We start from the raw sequence: 18,596 nt of genomic DNA on the forward strand, positions 1-18,596 counted from the left end.
CACGGGTAGCCGTACGACACGGCGCCGGGCGGTAGGCTCCCCGCCCATGGTGTCGATCGACGGGCTGGGCGACCTCTGGGACAAGCTCTTCAGCGCCCAACCCGACCCCCCGCCCCTGCTCGTGCTCGTCACCGCCCTGGTCGCCCTGGTGGTGGTCGTCACAAGGCTGCCCTGGCGGATCGCCCGCAACGCGGTGACCATCGCCCACGAGGGCGGGCACGCCCTGGCGGCCCTGCTCACCGGCCGTCGGCTGCACGGCATCCGGCTGCACTCGGACACCTCCGGGCTCACCCTCTCCGCCGGCCGCCCCACCGGACCCGGCATGATCCTCACCCTGCTCGCCGGGTACGTCGCCCCGTCGCTGGTCGGGCTCGCCGGGGCGTGGCTGCTCGGCGGCAACCGGATCACCCTGCTGCTCTGGCTCACGGTGGCCCTGCTGCTCGCCATGCTCGTGATGATCCGCAACGTCTACGGGGTGCTCTCCCTGCTGGTCACCGGCGGGCTGGTGCTCGTCGTCTCCTGGTACGCCTCACCGCAGACCCAGGCCGCGTTCGCCTGGACCTCGGTCTGGTTCCTGCTGCTCGCCGGCGTACGCCCGGTGGTGGAGCTGCAACGGCTGCGCGGCCGGGGTCGGATGCCGGAGTCCGACGCCGACCAGCTGGCCCGGCTGACGCCCTTCCCGGCGCTGTTCTGGGTGGCCGTGTTCGGCCTGGTGAACCTGGCGGCGCTCGCGGTCGGGGCGATGCTGCTCGCCGGCCCGATCCTGACCGACGCCGGCCTCACCCTCTGACGGCCGGTGTCGCGGGTCGCCGCCGCCGGGCCCGCGCCCGCCCACGGTTTGCGGCGTGTCGCGCCTTCGCCGACCTCGGATACCGCGACACGCCGCAAACAGAGTCGATCATCGCCGCGAAAGCTCGGCTGAGCCGGCAACCTCGACCGGGTCGCCGTGCGTGTCCCCTGCGACCGCCACGGGGAGGTAGCAGGTGTCGGACGTCGACGGGTTCGACGAGTTCTACCGGAGCAGCCGACAACGGATGCTCGGCTTCGTGTACGTGCTGACCGGCAACCTGGCCGAGGCGCAGGACGCCGTCCAGGAGGCGTACGTCCGGGCCTGGCAGCGCTGGTCGACGGTGAGCGGGTACGACGACCCGGAGGCGTGGGTACGAGTGGTGGCCAGCCGGATCGCGGTGAGCCGTTGGCGCAGCCTGCGCAGCCGGGCGCGGGCGTACCTGCGGCACGGGGTCCAGGAAAGCGTCCCCGGCCCCGGCACCGACACCGTCGACGTGGTGGCCGCGCTGCGCCGCCTGCCGGAGGAGCAGCGCACCGCCCTGACCCTGTACTACCTGCTCGGCATGCCCGTCGCCGAGGTGGCCCGGGAGACCGAGGCACCGGTCGGCACGGTGAAGGCCCGGCTCTCCCGGGGCCGGGTCGCACTGGCCGGGCTGCTCGCCGTCACCGACCTGGAGGAGGCGTGATGCGTGAGGATTCGCACTTCGTCGACCGGCTGCACCGGGACCTCGGCGCGGTCCGCTGGGCCGAGCCGAGGGAGATCCGCGCCCTGGCCCGCCGACGCAGCCGGCGTACCGCCCTGCTGGCGGCCACCGCCGTGCTCGCCGTGGTGTCGGGTACCGCGTACGCGGCGGCCGGGCGACCGCCGGCACCGGCGCCTCCGGTCGCGGCCACCCCGGCGTCGACCGTCGTGTCGGCCGAGATTCCGCCGGAGGTCCTGCTCGCCCCGAGCGACGTGCCACTGAGGACCGGTGTGCGACTCGGCGAGTCCGGCCTCGCCGAACCGGTACGGGTCGACCCGCTCCTGGAGTCGTGCGGCCGCCAACGGGGTGTGCCGGCGAGCGGACCCACGTCCCGCTCGTCACGGTCGCAGACCCTGATGCGCCCGGCGACCGGCGGCCCGACGGCGCCGGTGCTCACCCAGGACGTCTACCGCCTCGATCCCGGACACGGTCGGTTGCTCTTCGGCACCGTCTCGGTGCTGTTGAACGCCTGTGCCGAGTGGCAGTCCACCGAATCCATGCCGCTGGCGGGCGGGCCGGCGCCCACCGTGAGCACGCACCGGTGGGAGGCGCCGATCAGCGGGTTCGCCGGTGACGAGTCCGTGATGCTGCGCCACAGGTCACTGCCGCCGCGCAGCCGGACCGACGGGGCGGTGGTCGCCACGGCCCCGCCGGGCGAGGTCACCATGGTGGTGCGGGTCGGTGACCTGGTCACCGTGATCGCGACCGGTCCGGACGTCGCCGAGGACACGGGCGACGGCACCGGTGCCGGGCCCGGCCTCAGCCACGCCCAGTTGGAGACGCTCGGCCGTACCGCCGCCCGCCGGCTCTGCGTCGCCGCCGACCCGGGCTGCTGACGGGACGGGCCGCGCGACGGCGTTGTCGCGCGGCCCGGCCAGATCAGGTCAGGTCAGAGCGGGATGTTGCCGTGCTTCTTCGGCGGCAGGGTCTCCCGCTTGGTACGCAGCACCCGCAGCGCCCGGACGATCTGGGCCCGCGTCTCGTGCGGCGGGATCACCGAGTCGACGTACCCGCGCTCGGCGGCGATGTACGGGTTGGCCAGGGTGTCCTCGTACTCGGCGATCTTCTCGGCGCGCACCGCGACCGGGTCCTCGGCGGCGGCCAGCTCCTGCCGGTAGAGGATGTTCACCGCGCCCTGCGCGCCCATCACCGCGATCTGCGCGGTCGGCCAGGCGAAGTTCAGGTCCGCGCCGAGGTGCTTGGAACCCATCACGTCGTACGCCCCGCCGTACGCCTTGCGGGTGATCACGGTGACCTTCGGGACGGTGGCCTCGGCGTACGCGTAGATGAGCTTCGCGCCGCGGCGGATGATGCCGTCCCACTCCTGGCCGGTGCCGGGGAGGAAGCCGGGCACGTCCACGAAGGTCAGCACCGGGACGTTGAAGGCGTCGCAGGTGCGCACGAACCGGGCCGCCTTCTCCGAGGCGGCGATGTCCAGGGTGCCGGCGAAGTGCATCGGCTGGTTGGCGACCACACCCACCGGGCGTCCCTCGACCCGGCCGTAGCCGACGATCAGGTTCTGCGCGTAGAGGGGCTGGACCTCCAGGAACTCGCCGTCGTCGAGGACGTGCTCGATCACCCGGTGCATGTCGTACGGCTGGTTGGCCGAGTCCGGGATCAGGGTGTCCAGCTCCCGGTCCTCATCCGTCACGGAGAGGTCGGCGGGGGAGTCGTACACGACCGGCTCGTCGAGGTTGTTCGACGGCAGGTACGACAGCAGCGCCTTGACGTACTCGATCGCGTCGGACTCGTCGGTGGCGAGGTAGTGCGCGTTGCCGCTGCGCGAGTTGTGGGTGCGCGCGCCGCCCAGCTCCTCCATCGCCACGTCCTCGCCGGTGACGGTCTTGATGACGTCCGGGCCGGTGATGAACATGTGCGAGGTCTGGTCGACCATCACGGTGAAGTCGGTGACCGCCGGGGAGTAGACCGCGCCGCCCGCGCACGGGCCCATGATCAGCGAGATCTGCGGGATGACGCCGCTGGCCCGCACGTTGCGGAAGAAGATCTCGCCGTAGAGGCCGAGCGAGGCGACACCCTCCTGGATCCGCGCGCCGCCGGAGTCGTTGATCCCGATGACCGGGCAGCCGATCTTCATGGCCAGGTCCATCACCTTGACGATCTTCTCGCCGAAGACCTCGCCGAGCGAGCCGCCGAAGACCGTGAAGTCCTGGGCGAAGACGCAGACCTGGCGGCCGTCGATGGTGCCGTACCCGGTGATGACGCCGTCACCGTACGGGCGGGTCCGCTCCAGTCCGAAGTTGGTGGACCGGTGCCGGGCCAGCTCGTCCAGTTCGACGAAGGAGCCCTCGTCGAGCAGCAGCTCGATCCGCTCCCGGGCGGTCTTCTTGCCCCTCGCGTGCTGCTTCTCGACCGCGCGCGCCGACCCGGCGTGCACCGCCTCGTCGACCCGTCGCTCCAGGTCCGCCAGCTTGCCCGCGGTGCTGTGCATGTTGATCCCGGTCTCGGTAGTCACCCAGGGAATATAACGATGGTTCAGGGCCGGGCCGCTGTGCAGTACGCCTCAATACCCTCCGTCGCGGCCGGCCGTAGGCTGGCGGGATGCCGGGCTCCCCGTACACCGATCTGGACCGACCGCCGCTGTCGGCGGCGCGGCTGGCCCGCGCGCTGACCCCGCCGCACGGGCCGTGGCGCCGGATCGACCTGCGGGCCGAGACCGGCTCCACCAACGCGGACGCGGTGCAGGCGGCCCGGGCGGGCGAGCCGGAGGGCCTGGTGGTGGTCGCCGAACGGCAGACCGCCGGGCGGGGCCGGCGCGGCCGGGTCTGGCAGTCGCCGGCCCGGGCCGGCATCGCGATCAGCGTCCTGCTCCGGCCCGGTGCGGCCGACGCGGAGCGGGACTGGCCGCCGGCTCCCGCGACGGGGTACGGCTGGCTGCCGCTGCTCGCCGGGGTCGCGCTGGTCGAGGCGGTGGCCCGGCTGGCCGAGCTGGAGGCCGGGTTGAAGTGGCCGAACGACCTGTTGATCGGGGACGCCAAGTGCGGCGGCATCCTCGCCGAGGCGGTGCCGGAGGCGTCCCCGGCCCAGCCACCCGCGATCGTGCTGGGCATCGGTCTCAACGTGACGTTGCGCGCCGACGAGCTGCCGGAGAACCCGACCGGCCTGCCGGCCACCTCGCTGCAACTGGCCGGGGCCGCCGCGACCGACCGGGATCCGCTGCTGCGCGCGCTGCTCCGCTCCCTCGCCGAGTGGTACGACCGCTGGCGGGCAGCCGGGGGAGACCCGGTGACCAGCGGCCTGCGCGACGCCTACCTGAACTCCTGCGCCACCGTGGGCCGTCAGGTACGGGTGCTGCTGCCCGACGGCGGCGAGCTGACGGGCCGGGCCGTCGGGGTGGACGCCGACGGCCAGTTGGTGGTCGAGACGGCGGACGGCCGTCGGGCGCTGGCCGCCGGGGACGTCCTGCACCTGCGCCCCCTCTGATCCACCCCGGCCGCCGCCGCGTCGCTCGTCGGGCCGACGGCGGCGGAGCGCCCAGCCGATCCCCGTGATCGGACGGTCCTTGGGTGGGGGCCGGAGGGCGTGCGGGACGACCTGGGTCGTGTGGGTGATATGTCGAGGCGGTCGGAGCGGTTACGGTCGGCGCGTCTGATTCCGCCGAGGAGGTTCCCGTGGCGTTCCCCGAAGACGTGCTCACCGAGGACGAGCACGTCGTCCTGCATCTGCACCCGCACTGGAAGGCGCTGCTACGGCCGCTCCTGGTGCTGGTGCTCGGCATCGCCGCGCTGGTGGCGGCCTGGGTCCTGCTGCCCGAGGGTGACGGTGGCACGATCGCGATGTACGTCCTGGCCGGGCTGGTGGTGGTGTTGGCGCTGTGGTTGGCGCTCTGGCCGTTCCTGGTCTGGCGGACCACGCACTACCTGTTCACCGACGAGCGGGTGCTGCTCCAGCAGGGAGTGCTCTCCCGGGACCGGCGGGACATCCCGCTGACCCGGATCAACGACCACGCGATGAGTCAGCGCTTCGTCGAGCGGCTGCTGGGCTGCGGGACGCTCACCATCGAGTCGGCGGGGGAGCGCGGGCAGTCCGTGCTGTCCGACGTGCCGCAGGTGGGCAAGGTCCAGACCAAGCTCTACGAGCTGGTGGAGGCCCATCACGACAAGCACTCGCTGGGCGACGGCGAGATGCGCGAGATCCTCGCCGACATGCGCGACGGCAAGCCCCTCCGCGACCCCACCACCTGACCTGCCGACACCGGCGATCCGGCCCGCACCGGTTCCCCGGCCCCGCACCGGTGATCAGGTCGGCACACGTGATCCGGCTCGCGCCGGTGATCCGCCCCGCACGGTGATCAAGGGGTTTGGGGACGGGGGAGCGCTTTCCCGGTGCGCAGACCTCTTGATCGCCGCGGGCCGTGGGGGCTGCGCGCCCAGCGGGTGCGGGTGACCGTAAGTGAGAACGGAGACGCCCCCGGGGGATTCCCCGGGGGCGCTCGTCGTGCGGTGGGTCAGCGGCGGGGGCGGCGGCTGCCGACCCGCAGCTCGGCGGCGAGTTCGGCGTCCAGGTCGGCGCCGACCGTGCTGCCCAGGCCGGCGTCCAGCGGTGCCGGCCGCACCTTGGGCTGTGGGAAGACCGGCTCGGTGGCCGGCTCGCGTCGGCCCGTCTGCTGCTGGGCCTCCTCCAGCTCGCTGACCGACTCGGCCAGCTCGGCGATCGGGTCCATCTCGGCCATCGTGTCCCACTCGTCGCGCGGGATGGAGTGCCAGGTCTCCTCGGCGTGCTTGGGGACCGGTTGGAAGACGAAGGTCCGGTAGGACCAGAACCGGAACAGGGTGGCCAGCAGGACACCGCCGGTCTTCGCCACGTTGAGCGCGAGCAGGCTGGTCACGCCCAGGCCGTACTTGGCGGCGGCGAGGACACCCAGTTCGATGAGCAGCCCGGCGCCGTTGAACAGGAAAAACAGGACGTATTCGCGCTGAACGGCCGCTTTTGGTCGATCACGGTACGTCCAGTGTCGATTCATCAGATACGACGTGATTGTCGCCACGATGGTGGCGATGACGGTCGCCTTCAGTTGGCCGTCGACGAAAACGGTGAGTGCCAGGGCGTTGAACACCGCGTAATTGATGACGGTGTTGACGCCCCCGACGATGCCGAATTTGAGCGCCTCGTGGATGAACTTCTGCCAGCGCTCGGGCAGCAGACGGACAAGACGCATGCGGAACACCTTAAACAGTGGGCGGGGCCGGCAGGTTCCGGCCGGACGGGATGGGCGGCAGGTCACGCCTCTGGCGGCCGGTCGTCCGCCGCCTCCGGAACCGGGGGAGTTCCCGCTTCCACGAAGACGAACCGTCGATACGACCAGAACCGGAACAGGGTCCCCAGCCCGGTGCCGACGACGAAACTGGCGATGTTGTCGGCCAGCACGGTCTGGAAGACCTCCGGCCAGATGCGCCCGAGGCCGTACCGGCTGATGACGAGGCAGGCCACCGCGATACCCAGGCCCACCGTGTTGAAGAAGAAGAAGAGTCCGTACTCCCGGGCGGGGTGCGAGCGCACGCGGTGGCGCCACGTCCAGAACCGGTTGCCGAGGAAGGCCAGGGTGGCGGCCACCACGGTGGAGATCGTCTTCGCCACGACCGGCGGGACGCCCCGGCCGGCGGACAGGTAGTTGAAGAGCGCGAAGTCGACCAGGAACGCGATCCCGCCCACGGTGGCGAACTTGCTCATCTCGCGGACGAGGTGACCGAAGCGGTCCGTCAGTGTGCGGACCAGACCCGGGCGGGTCTGCGGGGGCCCCGGTGGTTGGTCCCCGGTCATCGTCACGGCCACCCGCCGAGCGTACCGGTTGGGCGCTCCCCGGACGCGCAGCAACGGCGAGCCGCCCACAGGGGCTCGCCGGGCCGGACGCCCACCGGTGGTCTCCAGTGAGCAGAGCGTAACTCCCGGTGGCGCATTCGCTCCACGCTTCACCGATTCGTCGACGGCCTCACCGGAAGTCCGGTTCCTCTGTCCCTCATCGTCCGGTCCCGCAGCCGTCGACAGTTCGCCGCAGGATTTGCGTGAAACTGCGCGTGAAAGCGGGTATTAGCTCGTGATGCCGCAGCCGGGCCGTACCTTGTGCAGTTCTTCACAACCAGTCCCACTGACTCGCGGGTCCGCCCGGTTTACGCTGAGCGCAATCCCAGGTTTCCACGAAGGCGACGCGGCCCGCGTCCGCCGTGACTCGTGCATCCCATAGATCGGTCAGCGTCGACCACAAGGAGATGTGACATGGTTGCTCCGGCAGTTGTGCGGGGTATCGACCAGGCCCCGACGACCCACCCCAAGCTGCTCGCCTGGGTCAGAGAAGTCGCTGAGCTGACCACCCCCGACCGGGTGGTCTGGGTCGACGGGTCCGATGAGGAGTGGCGGCGCCTCACCGACGAACTCGTCGAGAACGGCACGCTGATTCGGCTGAACCCCGAGAAGAAGCCCAACTCGTTCTACGCGCGCACGGACCCGACGGACGTCGCCCGGGTCGAGGAGCGCACCTTCATCTGCTCCGTCGACGAGGCGGACGCCGGCCCCACCAACAACTGGATGGCGCCGGCCGAGATGAAGCGGACGATGACCGAGCTGTACCGCGGCTGCATGCGCGGACGCACCATGTACGTCATCCCGTTCTGCATGGGCCCGGTCGAGGCCGAGAACCCGATGTTCGGCGTGGAGATCACCGACAGCCCGTACGTCGTCGCCTCGATGCGGATCATGACCCGGATGGGCGCCAAGGTCCTGGAGGCCATGGGCGACGACGCGGACTTCGTGCACGCGCTGCACTCCATCGGCGCGCCGCTCGCCCCCGGCCAGCAGGACGTCGCCTGGCCGTGCAACGAGACCAAGTACATCTCGCACTTCCCTGAGACCCGGGAGATCTGGTCCTTCGGCTCCGGGTACGGCGGCAACTCGCTGCTCGGCAAGAAGTGCTACTCGCTGCGTATCGCCAGCGTGATGGGGCGCGACGAGGGCTGGCTCGCCGAGCACATGCTGATCCTCAAGATCACCTCGCCGGAGGGCAAGGTCTACCACATCGCCGGCGCGTTCCCGTCCGCCTGCGGCAAGACCAACCTGGCCATGCTGGAGCCGACCATCCCGGGCTGGAAGGTCGAGACCATCGGCGACGACATCGCCTGGATGCGGTTCGGCTCCGACGGCCGCCTCTACGCGGTCAACCCGGAGTACGGCCTCTTCGGCGTCGCCCCGGGCACCGACTGGAAGACCAACGCCAACGCCATGCGGACGCTGGACCGCGGCAACTCCGTCTTCACCAACGTCGCCCTCACCGACGACGGTGACATCTGGTGGGAGGGCATGGGTGAGCCGCCGGCGCACCTGATCGACTGGAAGGGCAACGACTGGACGCCGGAGAGCGACAGCCTCTCCTCGCACGCGAACAGCCGGTTCTGCACCCCGATCACCCAGTGCCCGATCCTCGCCGAGGACTACTACGACCCGAACGGCGTGCCGATCGACGCCATCCTCTTCGGTGGCCGCCGCCGGGACACCATCCCGCTGGTCACCGAGGCCCGCGACTGGGTGCACGGCGTCTACATGGGCGCGACGCTCTCCTCGGAGACCACCGCCGCCGCCTCCGGCGCGGTCGGCGTGGTCCGCCGCGACCCGATGGCGATGCTGCCGTTCATCGGCTACCACGCCGGCGACTACTTCCGGCACTGGATCGAGATGGGCAAGGGCGTCGACGGCGACGAGTCCAAGCTACCCAAGATCTACTACGTCAACTGGTTCCGCAAGGACGCCGAGGGCAACTTCCTCTGGCCGGGCTTCGGCGAGAACTCGCGCGTGCTCAAGTGGGTCATCGAGCGGCTCGAGGGTCGCGCCGACGCCGTCGAGACCCCGATCGGCATGGTCCCCTCGCAGGACGCCCTGGACGTCGAGGGTCTGGACATGACCCCCGAGGACGTCCGGATCGCCCTGAAGGTCGACCCGGAGGAGTGGCGCCGGGAGCTTCCGCTGGTCAACGAGTGGTTCGAGAAGTTCGGCGACAAGCTGCCGGGCGTCCTCTGGGCCGAGCTGGACGCGCTGCGCGCCCGGCTCGACGCGGAGCAGCCGCAGAAGTAGGTGTGACGGTTGCCCGCACCGGGCAACATCGGATCCCATGAGGACGGCCGCCGCGACCACCGAGGTCCGGCGGCCGTCCGCCGTCCGGGCGCTCACCACGCTGCTCGCCGTCACCGCCGCGGCCACCGTCGTGGTCGACCTGCTCAACTGGTGGTACGCCCCGGAGCAGGAGTTCGGGCTGGCCGTACGCACCGGCTGGGCGATGCTGCGCGCGCTGGGCTTCCTCCTGCTCATCGGGCACGTCAACCGGGGGCGTACGGTCGCCAAGCCGCTCGGGCTGATCCTCGCGGTCACCACCGTCTTCGCGGTCGCCCGGCTGGTGGTGCCCCGGCAGGGGGTGCCGCCACTGCCCGGGCTGCTCGGCTTCGCCCTGCTCACCGGGCTCTGCGTGAGCGTGGTCTGGCTGCTCTACCGCTCCGAGGCGATCGGCGCGCACCTGGTCCGGCACCGCAAGGGCCTGGTCGTCTCCGGCGGCACGATCTCCTGGCGGGAGGTCGCCCCGAAGCGGCCCCCGGTCACCGGCTGGCTGCTCACCAGCCGGGTCGCCGCCTTCACGTACAGCCCGCTGATGCTCGTGCCGGCGCTGGTGGCCGGCGGCGCCATCCTGGACGGCCGGCTCTCCGCCGTGCCGGCGGTGCTGTTCTGGTTCCTGGCCGGCATCGCCACCAGCTACGCGGTGCTCCTGTGCACCGCCTTCCTGATGCGCGGCAGACGCTGGGCCCGCACCATGCTGGTGGTGGTCACCCTGGGCGTGCTCACCGTCGACCTGCCGCTCTGCTGGTGGCTGCTCGGGGTCGACGGGCTGATCCGCGACGGCGCCCCGCTGGTCGCCGCCGCCGTCCTGGCGCTGTACGGACTCCGCCGCGCCGCCCGCGCCGAACCCCCACCCACCCGGGCCTGACCCGCCCCCGTCCCCACCTGACCCACCCCCACGGACCCACCCTCACTGACCCACCCCTGCCTGGCCCCTCGGGCCCCACGGCTCTCCGGTGATCAAGAAGTTTTGGGTCGAATTCGGCCCTGACGCCGACCAAAACTTCTTGATCACCGTCGACGGCCACGACGGCCACGGCCACGACCACGACCACGACGGCGGCGGCGGGGGCAGAGGCTGGGGTGGGTGCGGTGTGGGAGCCGGGGTTGGTGGGGGTGGGCGGGGCAGGATGGGCGCGGGGCCGCCGCGCTGCCGGTCGGGCGGCGCCGGAGGGAGGGCTCCGTGGGCGACGAGTTCGACGTGATCGTGGTCGGGGCGGGACCGGCCGGCGCGGCCGCCGCGCTCGCCGCCCGCCGGGCCGGGACCCGGGTGCTGCTGCTGGACCGTGCCGACTTCCCCCGGGACAAGGCGTGCGGAGACGGCATCGCGGCGCACGCGCTGGACGTCCTCACCGAGCTGGGGGTGACCGACGCGGTGGCCGGGTACGCCCCGCTGCCGGCGTTACGTCTGGTCGGCCCGGGCGGCGGAGAGGTGGCGCGGGCGCTGCCCCGGCCCGCGTACACGGTGCCCCGGGAGGTCTTCGACGCCCGCCTGGTGGCCGCGGCGGTGCGGGCCGGCGCGGTGCTGCGCCGGCACCCGGTCCGCCGGGTGGAGGTCCGTGACGACCGGGTGGTGCTCGACCGCACGCTGTCCGCCCGGGCGCTCGTCGGCGCGGACGGCGCCGGCTCGGTGGTCCGCCGGGCGCTCGGCCACCCGGTCAACCCGGACCGCCACCTGGCGCTGGCCATCCGGGGGTACGCCCCGGCGCTGCCCGGCCCGCCCGAACAGCTCATCGTCACTTCGGGGCCGCGCTGGCCGGCGTACGCCTGGTCCTTCCCGATCGGCGACGGACGGGCGAACGTCGGGTACGGGGAGGTGCTGCGCGGCGAGCCGCTCAGCCGTGCGCACCTGCTGGACCGGCTCGCGGCCCTGCTGCCGGCGACCGACCCGGCGACGGTCACCGGGCTGCGGGCCCACCACCTGCCGCTGTCCACGCACCGGCCGCCGCCCGGTCGGGGCCGGGTGGTGCTGGCCGGTGACGCCCTCTCGTTGATCAACCCGTTCACCGGCGAGGGGATCTTCTACGCCCTGCTCTCCGGCGCGCTGGCCGGCGCGGCGGCGGCCGGCTCGCCGGGCCGGGCGGCCGACCGTTACGCGGCGGCGCTGCGGGCGCGGCTCGGCACCCACCTGCGGCACAGTTCGGTGGCCGCCTGGCTGGCCCGCCGCCGTCGCGTGGTCGACGCCGCCGTCCGCGCGGCCCGCCGGGACGACCGGGTCTACGCGACGGTCGTCGAGCTGGGGCTCGGCGACGGACGGCTGGACGCCCGCACCCTCGCGATGATCGGCGCCGGTCTCTCGGCCCGGAGTTAACCTCCGAGGTCACCATCGCTCGTGGGGGTCGCTACCCTGCAAGGTGATGACTCTGCGGAAACTTCTCTACTCCGTCTACGAGCGCCGGCTGACCGCGAAGCTCGCAGGCAGGCCGGTGCCCCGGCACGTCGGCGTGATGTGCGACGGCAACCGCAGGTGGGCGCGGGAGATGGGCTTCGTCGACCCGAACGACGGGCACCGGATGGGCGCCGAGCGGATCAAGGAGCTGCTGCGCTGGTGCGACGCCGCGGGCGTCGGCCACGTGACGCTCTGGCTGCTCTCCACCGACAACCTCTCCCGGCCCGCGGAGGAACTGGATCCGCTGCTCCAGATCATCGAGGACCTGACCACCGAGCTGGCCGAGGAGGGCAACCCCTGGCGGCTGCGGATGGTCGGCGCGTTGGACGTGCTGCCGGCGCACCACGCCCAGGCCCTCAAGGCGGCCGAGGAGCGCACCCGGGACCGTGACGGCGGCGCCCAGGTCAACATCGCGGTCGGGTACGGCGGCCGGCGCGAGATCGCGGACGCGGTGCGCTCGCTGCTGCTGGAGCACGCGGCCAAGGGTGGCACGATCGAGGAACTGGCCGGCTCGCTGGACGTCGACCACATCTCCGAGCACCTCTACACCAAGGGCCTGCCCGACCCGGATCTGATCATCAGGACCAGTGGCGAGCAGCGACTGTCGGGCTTCATGCTCTGGCAGTCGGCGCACTCGGAGTTCTACTTCTGTGAACTCAACTGGCCCGACTTCCGCCGCGTCGACTTCCTCCGCGCCCTGCGCTCCTACGCCACCCGCCAACGCCGCTACGGCGCCTGACCCACGCCCGGTCCATCACCCCCCCCGCACCCGCCCGCGTCGATCTTGCACTTTCGGTGGGGACGAACCGGCACAGAGCGCCCATATCCCTCACCCGAACCGCAAGATCGACGCGGGGAGGCGGGGCGGGGAGGCAGGGGCGGGGAGGCGGGGGTGGGGGTCAGGTGAGGTGGTGGACGGCTTCGGTGAGGAAGTCGCCGAGGGCGGCGGGGGAGTCGATGGTGAGGTCGGCGGCCTCGGCGACCTCGTGACCGGTCTCCGGGTTGGCCACCGCCACGCAGACGCCGAGGAAGTCCGGGTCGGCGGCGGACCGGGCGCGCAGCGCCGCGAACGCCTTGATGTCGGAGACGTCGTCGCCGAAGTACCAGGCGCCGCCGGCGTCGCGGACGATCTCGCCGATGACCAGGCCCTTGTCCCGGTCGACGGGAGGCTTCAACTCCAGCACCATCCGGCCGGCCTGCACCTTCAGCCCCAGCCGCTCGGCCTGCGCCCGGCCCCACTGCTCGACCTGCGCCCCGAGGTGCGGCGCGGTACGCCAGTGCAGCGCGACGCTGAGCCGCTTGAACTCCACCAGCGTGCCGGCGGGCAGCTCGGCGCGGGCCAGGTCGGCCAGCTCGGCCATGGTCGGCACCCAGGGCAGGGCGGCCGGCTCGGTCACCGTCTCGCCGCCGGAGTGGCTGTGCTCCAGGCCGTACAGGCCGTAGAGGTCGATGCCGACGAGGCCACCGAGGTGGTCGCGGAGGAAGTCCACCGGGCGGGCGGAGACGATCGCCACCCGCTGCACCACCGGAGCCAGGGCCTCCAGCGCGGCCAGCACCTTCGGCGCGGGCTGCACCGCGGTGGGGTCGTCGTCGACCGGCGCGAGTGTGCCGTCGAAGTCGAAGAAGAGCACGGTGTCGGCCGCGCGTGCGGCGGTGGCACGCCAGGCGTGGTCGGCGTCCAACGGGGTCTTCGGTTGCTGGTTGCCCAGATTCAACGGCGGCACGCGCGACAGCGTACCCCGGGGCGGGCGGGCTATTCGTGGCCGCGAGATGACGCCTTGACACCGCCCCGGTGCGCGCTCCTGTCCCCGCCGGATCAGCGTTCGGCGGCTCCCCGACCACGTGGTCCGAACGGCAGCACCGCCGCCTCCCGGTCGTGGCTGAGCAGGTAACCCTCCACGAAACCGGTGTTCCGGTCGCCGGTGTGCGCCTCGATCTCGTTGAGCCGGGCCACCAGGAACTCGGTCAGCGCGCTGACCCGGTCGTCGAGCCGCTCGTGCAGCTCGGCGACCACGGCCAGCACGACCGCGGTGCCGGCGGTGGTGAGCGCGAAGAGGTTGACGACCAGGGGAAGCTGCTCGCCCTCGACCGCGCCGATCACCACGTTGGCGGTCACGCACGATGTCACCGACACCGCCGCGACCACGACTGCCCACCATTTCAGGGTCATGGACAGACCCCTCCTTCTGTCCCGCAGGGCTTGGTCCGGCCTTGTCCCGTCCCCCCGCCGACGACGAGCCCAAGCAGTACGAATAGGGACGCTAGCGCGCCCGCTGCGACCCCGGGGCGAAACAATCGGGTCTGACCAGGCGTTCTTTCGCCATCTGAGGAACTAACCGGCCTGTTCCTGTCGGTTTCGGTCAGCAACTGGCAGAGTCGGCCGGTATGCGAGATAACGGATGGTTTCCCGGATGTGGAACTTCTCCACGTCCGAGACGTCGGGGTCGACCAGCCGGCGCAGCAGCGCCTCGACGTCGGGGTCCATCGGGGGCGCCGTGGTGGTCTCCCGGGAGGTGGCGGCCCGGTCCCAGCCCAGTGCCGCGAAGGCGGCGGTCGGCTTGAGGCCGAGTCCCTCGCAGAAGGCGACCACCCGGTCCACCTCCGGGTCGCTGGCCCAGTCGCCGCGTACCCAGCGGTTGATGGTCTGGCGGGAGACTCCGGTGCGGCGGGAGACCTCGGTGCCGGTCCAGGCGCGCATGGCGCGGGCGTCGTCGAGGGCGCGGCGGACGAAGGTGGCGAAGGCGATCTTCCGTGCGGGGGTGGTCTCGTTCACGTTCCGACGGTACGGCGGATCGCTCCCACGCCGGGGGGCGGGCACTCTCGTGTCACGTGGGCGGGACGGCGTTTCCCGGTCGCCGGTAAACGATCCGGACCTGCTCTTGAGGGGTGTCACCCGGGCAGAATAGGCGGCCTTAGGTGCGGGGGTAACCGGACGAAAAGCTGATACTGTCACGTTCATGGGACAATCTACGGTGTGTCACGTGCATGAGACGATCAGTGCTCACATGCGTCACGCCCCCCGCCCGAGGGGGGTGCGGTGACCGAACTCGCGACCCGTGCCCAGGCCTTCGGCCTGATCGCGGAGGGGGTGGCCGCGGGACTGAGCGCGCCCTGGCGCCTCTACCTCGCCCGGGGATGCCGTTACCTGTCACTGAGCGTCGGGGACCGGGCCGAGTGGAACGCCTGGCGTACCCATCTCGGCTGCCCGGAGCTGAGCGTCCGGGTCTACGACGCCGGCGGCGAGATCCGCCGATCCTCGGTCGCCGAGGTGGTCATGGACGGCTGCCGGATCAGCGTCGAACTGGTCGAGGAGATCAGCACCGACGACCTCGACCGGCTCCTGGTAGTCGATCCCACCACCATCGAGCCGGAGGACCGGTGAGCGGGCCGGCGCGGCGCATCGGAGCCGCCGGATGAGCCCCTTCCTCGCGGTCTTCCTCGTCCTCGTCCTCGGGGCCACCAGTTACGCGGCCGGCCGGCTGCACGGGCAGCTCAGCTACCGGATCGGCTACCGCTTCGGCTACCGGCAGGGCTACTTCGACGGCGACCGGGGGGCGTGGAACCGTCGCCGCCGCGACGCCCAGGCCGCCATCGCCACCGCCCTGGCGGTGCCGGTGGGCACCGGACCGGTCGTACCGGTGAGCGGCGCCCCGGTGGTCACCACCGTCAGCGCCGGGACGGTCCCCGCGCCGGTGGTCCGCCAGGGCACCACCTACACGGGCTCCTCCTTCACCGCCCCGGTCGCCGGCCGGCACCCGACCGGGACCCTCGTCCGGCGGCCGGGCTGACCGCCGCCACCTGAGCCGGTGCGTCGTCCGCGGCGGACACGCACCGTCGGGACCACGTCAGACCGGTGGCGTTGGTCCCACCGGCCGGGGTGCGCGCAGGGGGCATGCATCCCGGCCGGTCCGCCGCGCCCGTTCATCTCCCGGACGGGCGAGATCCACCCGCACCACTAGCCGCCGGGGCTGCACGCCGCTAGCGTCTAGTCATGGCACGGGGTTCTCCCGGGCCAGCCGGTCCGCCCGGAACTGCGACCTCGCGCACGGGGTTCCGCATCCGACCCCGTGTCCCCGGGCACCGGAGGAGGCGGAACGCGGGTGGCGGGTGCCCATCCGTCGGAGCAGGCCTGTGACCACTCGCCGTACGACCGCCGGTGCCGACCAGATCCCGGCCGCGACTGCCACGACCCGCCGAGCCACCCGGAGCCGCCGGACGACGGCCGCCGCTCCGGCCGGCACCGAGGAGCCCCGACCAACCGGCCAGGTCTTCGTCCTGGACACGTCGGTGCTCCTCTCCGACCCGGCGGCCTTCCACCGGTTCGCCGAGCACGAGGTGGTGCTGCCCCTCGTGGTCATCTCCGAGCTGGAGGGCAAGCGTCACCACCCCGAGCTGGGCTGGTTCGCCCGCCAGTCCCTGCGCATGCTCGACGAGCTGCGGGTACGGCACGGGCGGCTGGACCACCCGGTGCCCGCCAACGACGTGGGCGGCACGCTCAAGGTCGAGCTGAACCACTCCGACGACGGCGTGCTGCCGCCGGGCTTCCGCAACGAGTCGAACGACGCGCGGATCCTCTCCGTGGCCTTGAACCTCGCCGCCGAGGGGCGGGACGTCACCCTGGTCAGCAAGGACATGCCGTTGCGGGTCAAGGCCGCCTCGGTCGGCCTGAAGGCCGACGAGTACCGGCACGGCCAGGCCAGCGATCCGACCTGGACCGGCATGGCCGAGCTGGAGCTGGGCGAGGACCAGATCAGCCGGCTGTACGCGGGCGAGACGCTCGACGTGGACGCCGCCGCCGGGCTGCCCTGCCACACCGGCCTGGTGCTGCACTCGGCCAACGGCTCGGCCCTGGGCCGGGTGCTGCCGGACAAGACCGTGCGGCTGGTCCGTGGCGACCGGGAGGCGTTCGGGCTGCACGGCCGTTCCGCCGAGCAGCGGATCGCGCTGGACCTGCTGCTGGACGAGTCGATCGGCATCGTGTCGATGGGGGGCCGGGCCGGCACCGGCAAGTCCGCGCTGGCGCTCTGCGCCGGTCTGGAGGCGGTGATGGAGCGGCGCCGGCACAAGAAGGTGATCGTCTTCCGCCCGCTGTACGCCGTCGGCGGCCAGGAACTCGGGTACCTGCCCGGCTCGGAGTCGGAGAAGATGTCGCCCTGGGCGCAGGCGGTCTTCGACACCCTCGGCGCGGTGGTGCACGAGAACGTGCTGGAGGAGGTCACCTCCCGGGGCATCCTGGAGGTCCTGCCGCTGACCCACATCCGGGGCCGCAGCCTGCACGACGCCTTCGTCATCGTCGACGAGGCGCAGTCGTTGGAGCGCGGGGTGCTGCTCACCGTCCTGTCCCGGATCGGTCAGGGCTCTCGCGTGGTGCTCACCCACGACGTCGCGCAGCGGGACAACCTCCGGGTGGGCCGGCACGACGGCGTGACGGCGGTGATCGAGGCGTTGAAGGGGCACCCGCTCTTCGCGCACGTCACGCTGAGCCGTTCCGAGCGGTCCCCGATCGCGGCCATGGTGACGGATCTGTTGGAGGACATCCCGCACTGACTGACAGTATGGCGGGATTCGTCCGCATTCACTTTGTGACGCAGATAACAAAGGGGCGTGGGCGTTTCCCATCAGCCTCACTGTGCGCGATGGTGTCCAACGAGCGCCCATGCCCCGACAAGATCGTCGAGCATCGTTCGTCCCATCCCCGGACGGGCCTCGGCGAGGGTCGGTGCGTCGGTGGCGACCGGCTCCGGTCGGGGCGCTCGCGGCAACGACCGTGCCCGTACCGGGCCGGCCCGCGCCGCGTCCTTGCCCCCGACGAAGGGACCACTTCGTGAGTCGGCTGTGGAGCCGGTTCGGCGCCCGTACGGCTGCTGTAGCGCTGCTCTCCGTGGGCGTTGCCGGCGGCTTCTACCTGGGCGAAGACCGGGAGACCCAGCAACAGGGCCTGACCGCGCAGGTTGGCCTGGTGGTCGACGAGGCCGAGTACGACTACCAGCGCGAGCGGCAGGCCGAGTACCGGGTGCAGTCCGCCAAGCAGCGGGCCGCCGAGTACCAGGCGAAGCTGCGCGCCGCCGCGGCGGCCAAGGAGGCCGCCGAGCGGGCCCGCCAGGCCGAGGCTGCCGCCGCGTCCCGCAAGAAGGCGCGCGAGGCGGCGGAGAAGGCGGCGAAGGAGACCGGGACCAAGCCGTTCACCGGCCCGATCCCCGCCTCCTGCAACGAGTTCAGCGGCAATCGTGAGATCGGCTGCGCGCTGCTGCTCGACGCCGGCTTCAAGATCGACCAGATGCCGTGCCTGGACAAGCTCTGGACCAAGGAGAGCGGCTGGAACCACAAGGCCCAGAACCCGTCGTCCGGGGCGTACGGCATCCCGCAGGCGCTGCCCGGCAGCAAGATGGGCACGGTCGCGGACGACTGGCGCACCAACCCGGCCACCCAGATCAAGTGGGGCCTGGGCTACATCAAGGGCCGCTACGGCGACCCGTGCGGCGCCTGGTCGCACAGCCAGAGCGTCGGCTGGTACTGACGAGCAACGGTGACGGCGGGGCGTGTGGGCAGCCACACACCCCGCCGTC

The 18,596-nt window shown here is 72.1% G+C and carries 19 protein-coding genes and 1 pseudogene; 13 read left to right on the forward strand and 7 right to left on the reverse strand.

Annotated features, from left to right (window positions below; translation table 11 throughout):
- Positions 1 to 46 precede the first annotated feature (46 nt).
- From ACPFP2_RS07305 to ACPFP2_RS07315, 3 genes are all read left to right on the forward strand, one after another.
- Positions 47 to 790 (forward strand): M50 family metallopeptidase, encoded by a 744-nt coding sequence (locus ACPFP2_RS07305; RefSeq protein ID WP_424087352.1) that lies wholly within the window; start codon positions 47 to 49, stop codon positions 788 to 790.
- Between the two features lie 193 nt (positions 791 to 983).
- A complete protein-coding gene (locus tag ACPFP2_RS07310) occupies positions 984 to 1,475 on the forward strand; it encodes a SigE family RNA polymerase sigma factor (protein ID WP_424087353.1) in 492 nt (163 codons plus the stop codon).
- Entirely contained in the window at positions 1,475 to 2,368 is an 894-nt protein-coding gene (locus ACPFP2_RS07315) for a hypothetical protein (protein ID WP_424087355.1), read from the forward strand. Before ACPFP2_RS07310 ends, ACPFP2_RS07315 begins: the two co-directional genes overlap by 1 nt.
- 53 nt (positions 2,369 to 2,421) lie before the next feature.
- Here ACPFP2_RS07315 and ACPFP2_RS07320 read toward each other — a convergent pair whose 3' ends face one another.
- Positions 2,422 to 4,005, reverse strand: a complete 1,584-nt coding sequence (locus ACPFP2_RS07320; RefSeq protein ID WP_424087357.1) for an acyl-CoA carboxylase subunit beta — start codon at positions 4,003 to 4,005, stop codon at positions 2,422 to 2,424.
- Positions 4,006 to 4,091: 86 nt separating this feature from the next.
- Between ACPFP2_RS07320 and ACPFP2_RS07325 the strand changes: the two genes are divergently transcribed.
- Both ACPFP2_RS07325 and ACPFP2_RS07330 read left to right on the forward strand, forming a co-directional pair.
- Complete coding sequence (locus tag ACPFP2_RS07325) at positions 4,092 to 4,973, forward strand: biotin--[acetyl-CoA-carboxylase] ligase (protein ID WP_424087359.1); 882 nt, start codon at positions 4,092 to 4,094, stop codon at positions 4,971 to 4,973.
- Positions 4,974 to 5,161: 188 nt separating this feature from the next.
- Entirely contained in the window at positions 5,162 to 5,734 is a 573-nt protein-coding gene (locus ACPFP2_RS07330) for a PH domain-containing protein (RefSeq protein ID WP_424087361.1), read from the forward strand.
- Positions 5,735 to 5,997: 263 nt separating this feature from the next.
- On the opposite strand, the gene ACPFP2_RS07335 is transcribed toward ACPFP2_RS07330, so the two are convergent.
- From ACPFP2_RS07335 to ACPFP2_RS07345, 3 genes and pseudogenes are all read right to left on the reverse strand, one after another.
- The gene (locus tag ACPFP2_RS07335) at positions 5,998 to 6,708 is read right to left on the reverse strand and encodes a GtrA family protein (protein WP_424087363.1); all 711 of its coding nucleotides are present in this window, start codon (positions 6,706 to 6,708) and stop codon (positions 5,998 to 6,000) included.
- Between the two features lie 62 nt (positions 6,709 to 6,770).
- Positions 6,771 to 7,310 (reverse strand): GtrA family protein, encoded by a 540-nt coding sequence (locus ACPFP2_RS07340; protein ID WP_424087553.1) that lies wholly within the window; start codon positions 7,308 to 7,310, stop codon positions 6,771 to 6,773.
- Between the two features lie 223 nt (positions 7,311 to 7,533).
- A pseudogene (locus ACPFP2_RS07345) lies at positions 7,534 to 7,624 on the reverse strand (GtrA family protein); the annotation flags it as partial.
- A 139-nt stretch (positions 7,625 to 7,763) separates the two neighbouring features.
- Here ACPFP2_RS07345 and ACPFP2_RS07350 point away from each other — a divergent pair.
- The 4 genes from ACPFP2_RS07350 to ACPFP2_RS07365 all read left to right on the forward strand — a co-directional run bounded on the left by ACPFP2_RS07350 (position 7,764) and on the right by ACPFP2_RS07365 (position 12,769).
- On the forward strand, positions 7,764 to 9,608 hold the full coding sequence (locus ACPFP2_RS07350) for a phosphoenolpyruvate carboxykinase (GTP) (protein WP_424087365.1): 1,845 nt from the start codon (positions 7,764 to 7,766) through the stop codon (positions 9,606 to 9,608).
- Between the two features lie 37 nt (positions 9,609 to 9,645).
- Positions 9,646 to 10,509, forward strand: a complete 864-nt coding sequence (locus ACPFP2_RS07355) for a hypothetical protein (protein WP_424087367.1) — start codon at positions 9,646 to 9,648, stop codon at positions 10,507 to 10,509.
- Positions 10,510 to 10,824: 315 nt separating this feature from the next.
- A complete protein-coding gene (locus ACPFP2_RS07360) occupies positions 10,825 to 11,952 on the forward strand; it encodes a geranylgeranyl reductase family protein (RefSeq protein ID WP_424087369.1) in 1,128 nt (375 codons plus the stop codon).
- Positions 11,953 to 11,998: 46 nt separating this feature from the next.
- On the forward strand, positions 11,999 to 12,769 hold the full coding sequence (locus ACPFP2_RS07365; protein WP_424087371.1) for an isoprenyl transferase: 771 nt from the start codon (positions 11,999 to 12,001) through the stop codon (positions 12,767 to 12,769).
- A gap of 160 nt (positions 12,770 to 12,929) precedes the next feature.
- Here the strand turns inward: ACPFP2_RS07365 and otsB are convergent, their stop codons facing one another.
- The 3 genes from otsB to ACPFP2_RS07380 all read right to left on the reverse strand — a co-directional run bounded on the left by otsB (position 12,930) and on the right by ACPFP2_RS07380 (position 14,803).
- A complete protein-coding gene (gene otsB, locus ACPFP2_RS07370; RefSeq protein ID WP_424087373.1) occupies positions 12,930 to 13,754 on the reverse strand; it encodes a trehalose-phosphatase in 825 nt (274 codons plus the stop codon).
- A 92-nt stretch (positions 13,755 to 13,846) separates the two neighbouring features.
- Positions 13,847 to 14,200, reverse strand: a complete 354-nt coding sequence (locus tag ACPFP2_RS07375; RefSeq protein ID WP_424087375.1) for a hypothetical protein — start codon at positions 14,198 to 14,200, stop codon at positions 13,847 to 13,849.
- 162 nt (positions 14,201 to 14,362) lie between these two features.
- Positions 14,363 to 14,803, reverse strand: a complete 441-nt coding sequence (locus ACPFP2_RS07380; RefSeq protein ID WP_424087377.1) for a helix-turn-helix domain-containing protein — start codon at positions 14,801 to 14,803, stop codon at positions 14,363 to 14,365.
- Positions 14,804 to 15,067: 264 nt separating this feature from the next.
- Between ACPFP2_RS07380 and ACPFP2_RS07385 the strand changes: the two genes are divergently transcribed.
- The 4 genes from ACPFP2_RS07385 to ACPFP2_RS07400 all read left to right on the forward strand — a co-directional run bounded on the left by ACPFP2_RS07385 (position 15,068) and on the right by ACPFP2_RS07400 (position 18,547).
- The gene (locus ACPFP2_RS07385) at positions 15,068 to 15,412 is read left to right on the forward strand and encodes a hypothetical protein (protein WP_424087378.1); all 345 of its coding nucleotides are present in this window, start codon (positions 15,068 to 15,070) and stop codon (positions 15,410 to 15,412) included.
- 31 nt (positions 15,413 to 15,443) lie between these two features.
- Positions 15,444 to 15,818, forward strand: coding sequence for a hypothetical protein (locus ACPFP2_RS07390; protein WP_424087380.1), 375 nt, complete (start codon positions 15,444 to 15,446; stop codon positions 15,816 to 15,818).
- A gap of 343 nt (positions 15,819 to 16,161) precedes the next feature.
- Positions 16,162 to 17,577, forward strand: a complete 1,416-nt coding sequence (locus ACPFP2_RS07395; RefSeq protein ID WP_424087382.1) for a PhoH family protein — start codon at positions 16,162 to 16,164, stop codon at positions 17,575 to 17,577.
- 277 nt (positions 17,578 to 17,854) lie between these two features.
- The gene (locus ACPFP2_RS07400) at positions 17,855 to 18,547 is read left to right on the forward strand and encodes a lytic transglycosylase domain-containing protein (RefSeq protein WP_424087384.1); all 693 of its coding nucleotides are present in this window, start codon (positions 17,855 to 17,857) and stop codon (positions 18,545 to 18,547) included.
- The last annotated feature ends 49 nt before the right edge of the window (positions 18,548 to 18,596 follow it).

The organism is Micromonospora citrea, assembly GCF_049629545.1.
Classification (GTDB): Bacteria; Actinomycetota; Actinomycetes; order Mycobacteriales; family Micromonosporaceae; genus Micromonospora; species Micromonospora citrea_A.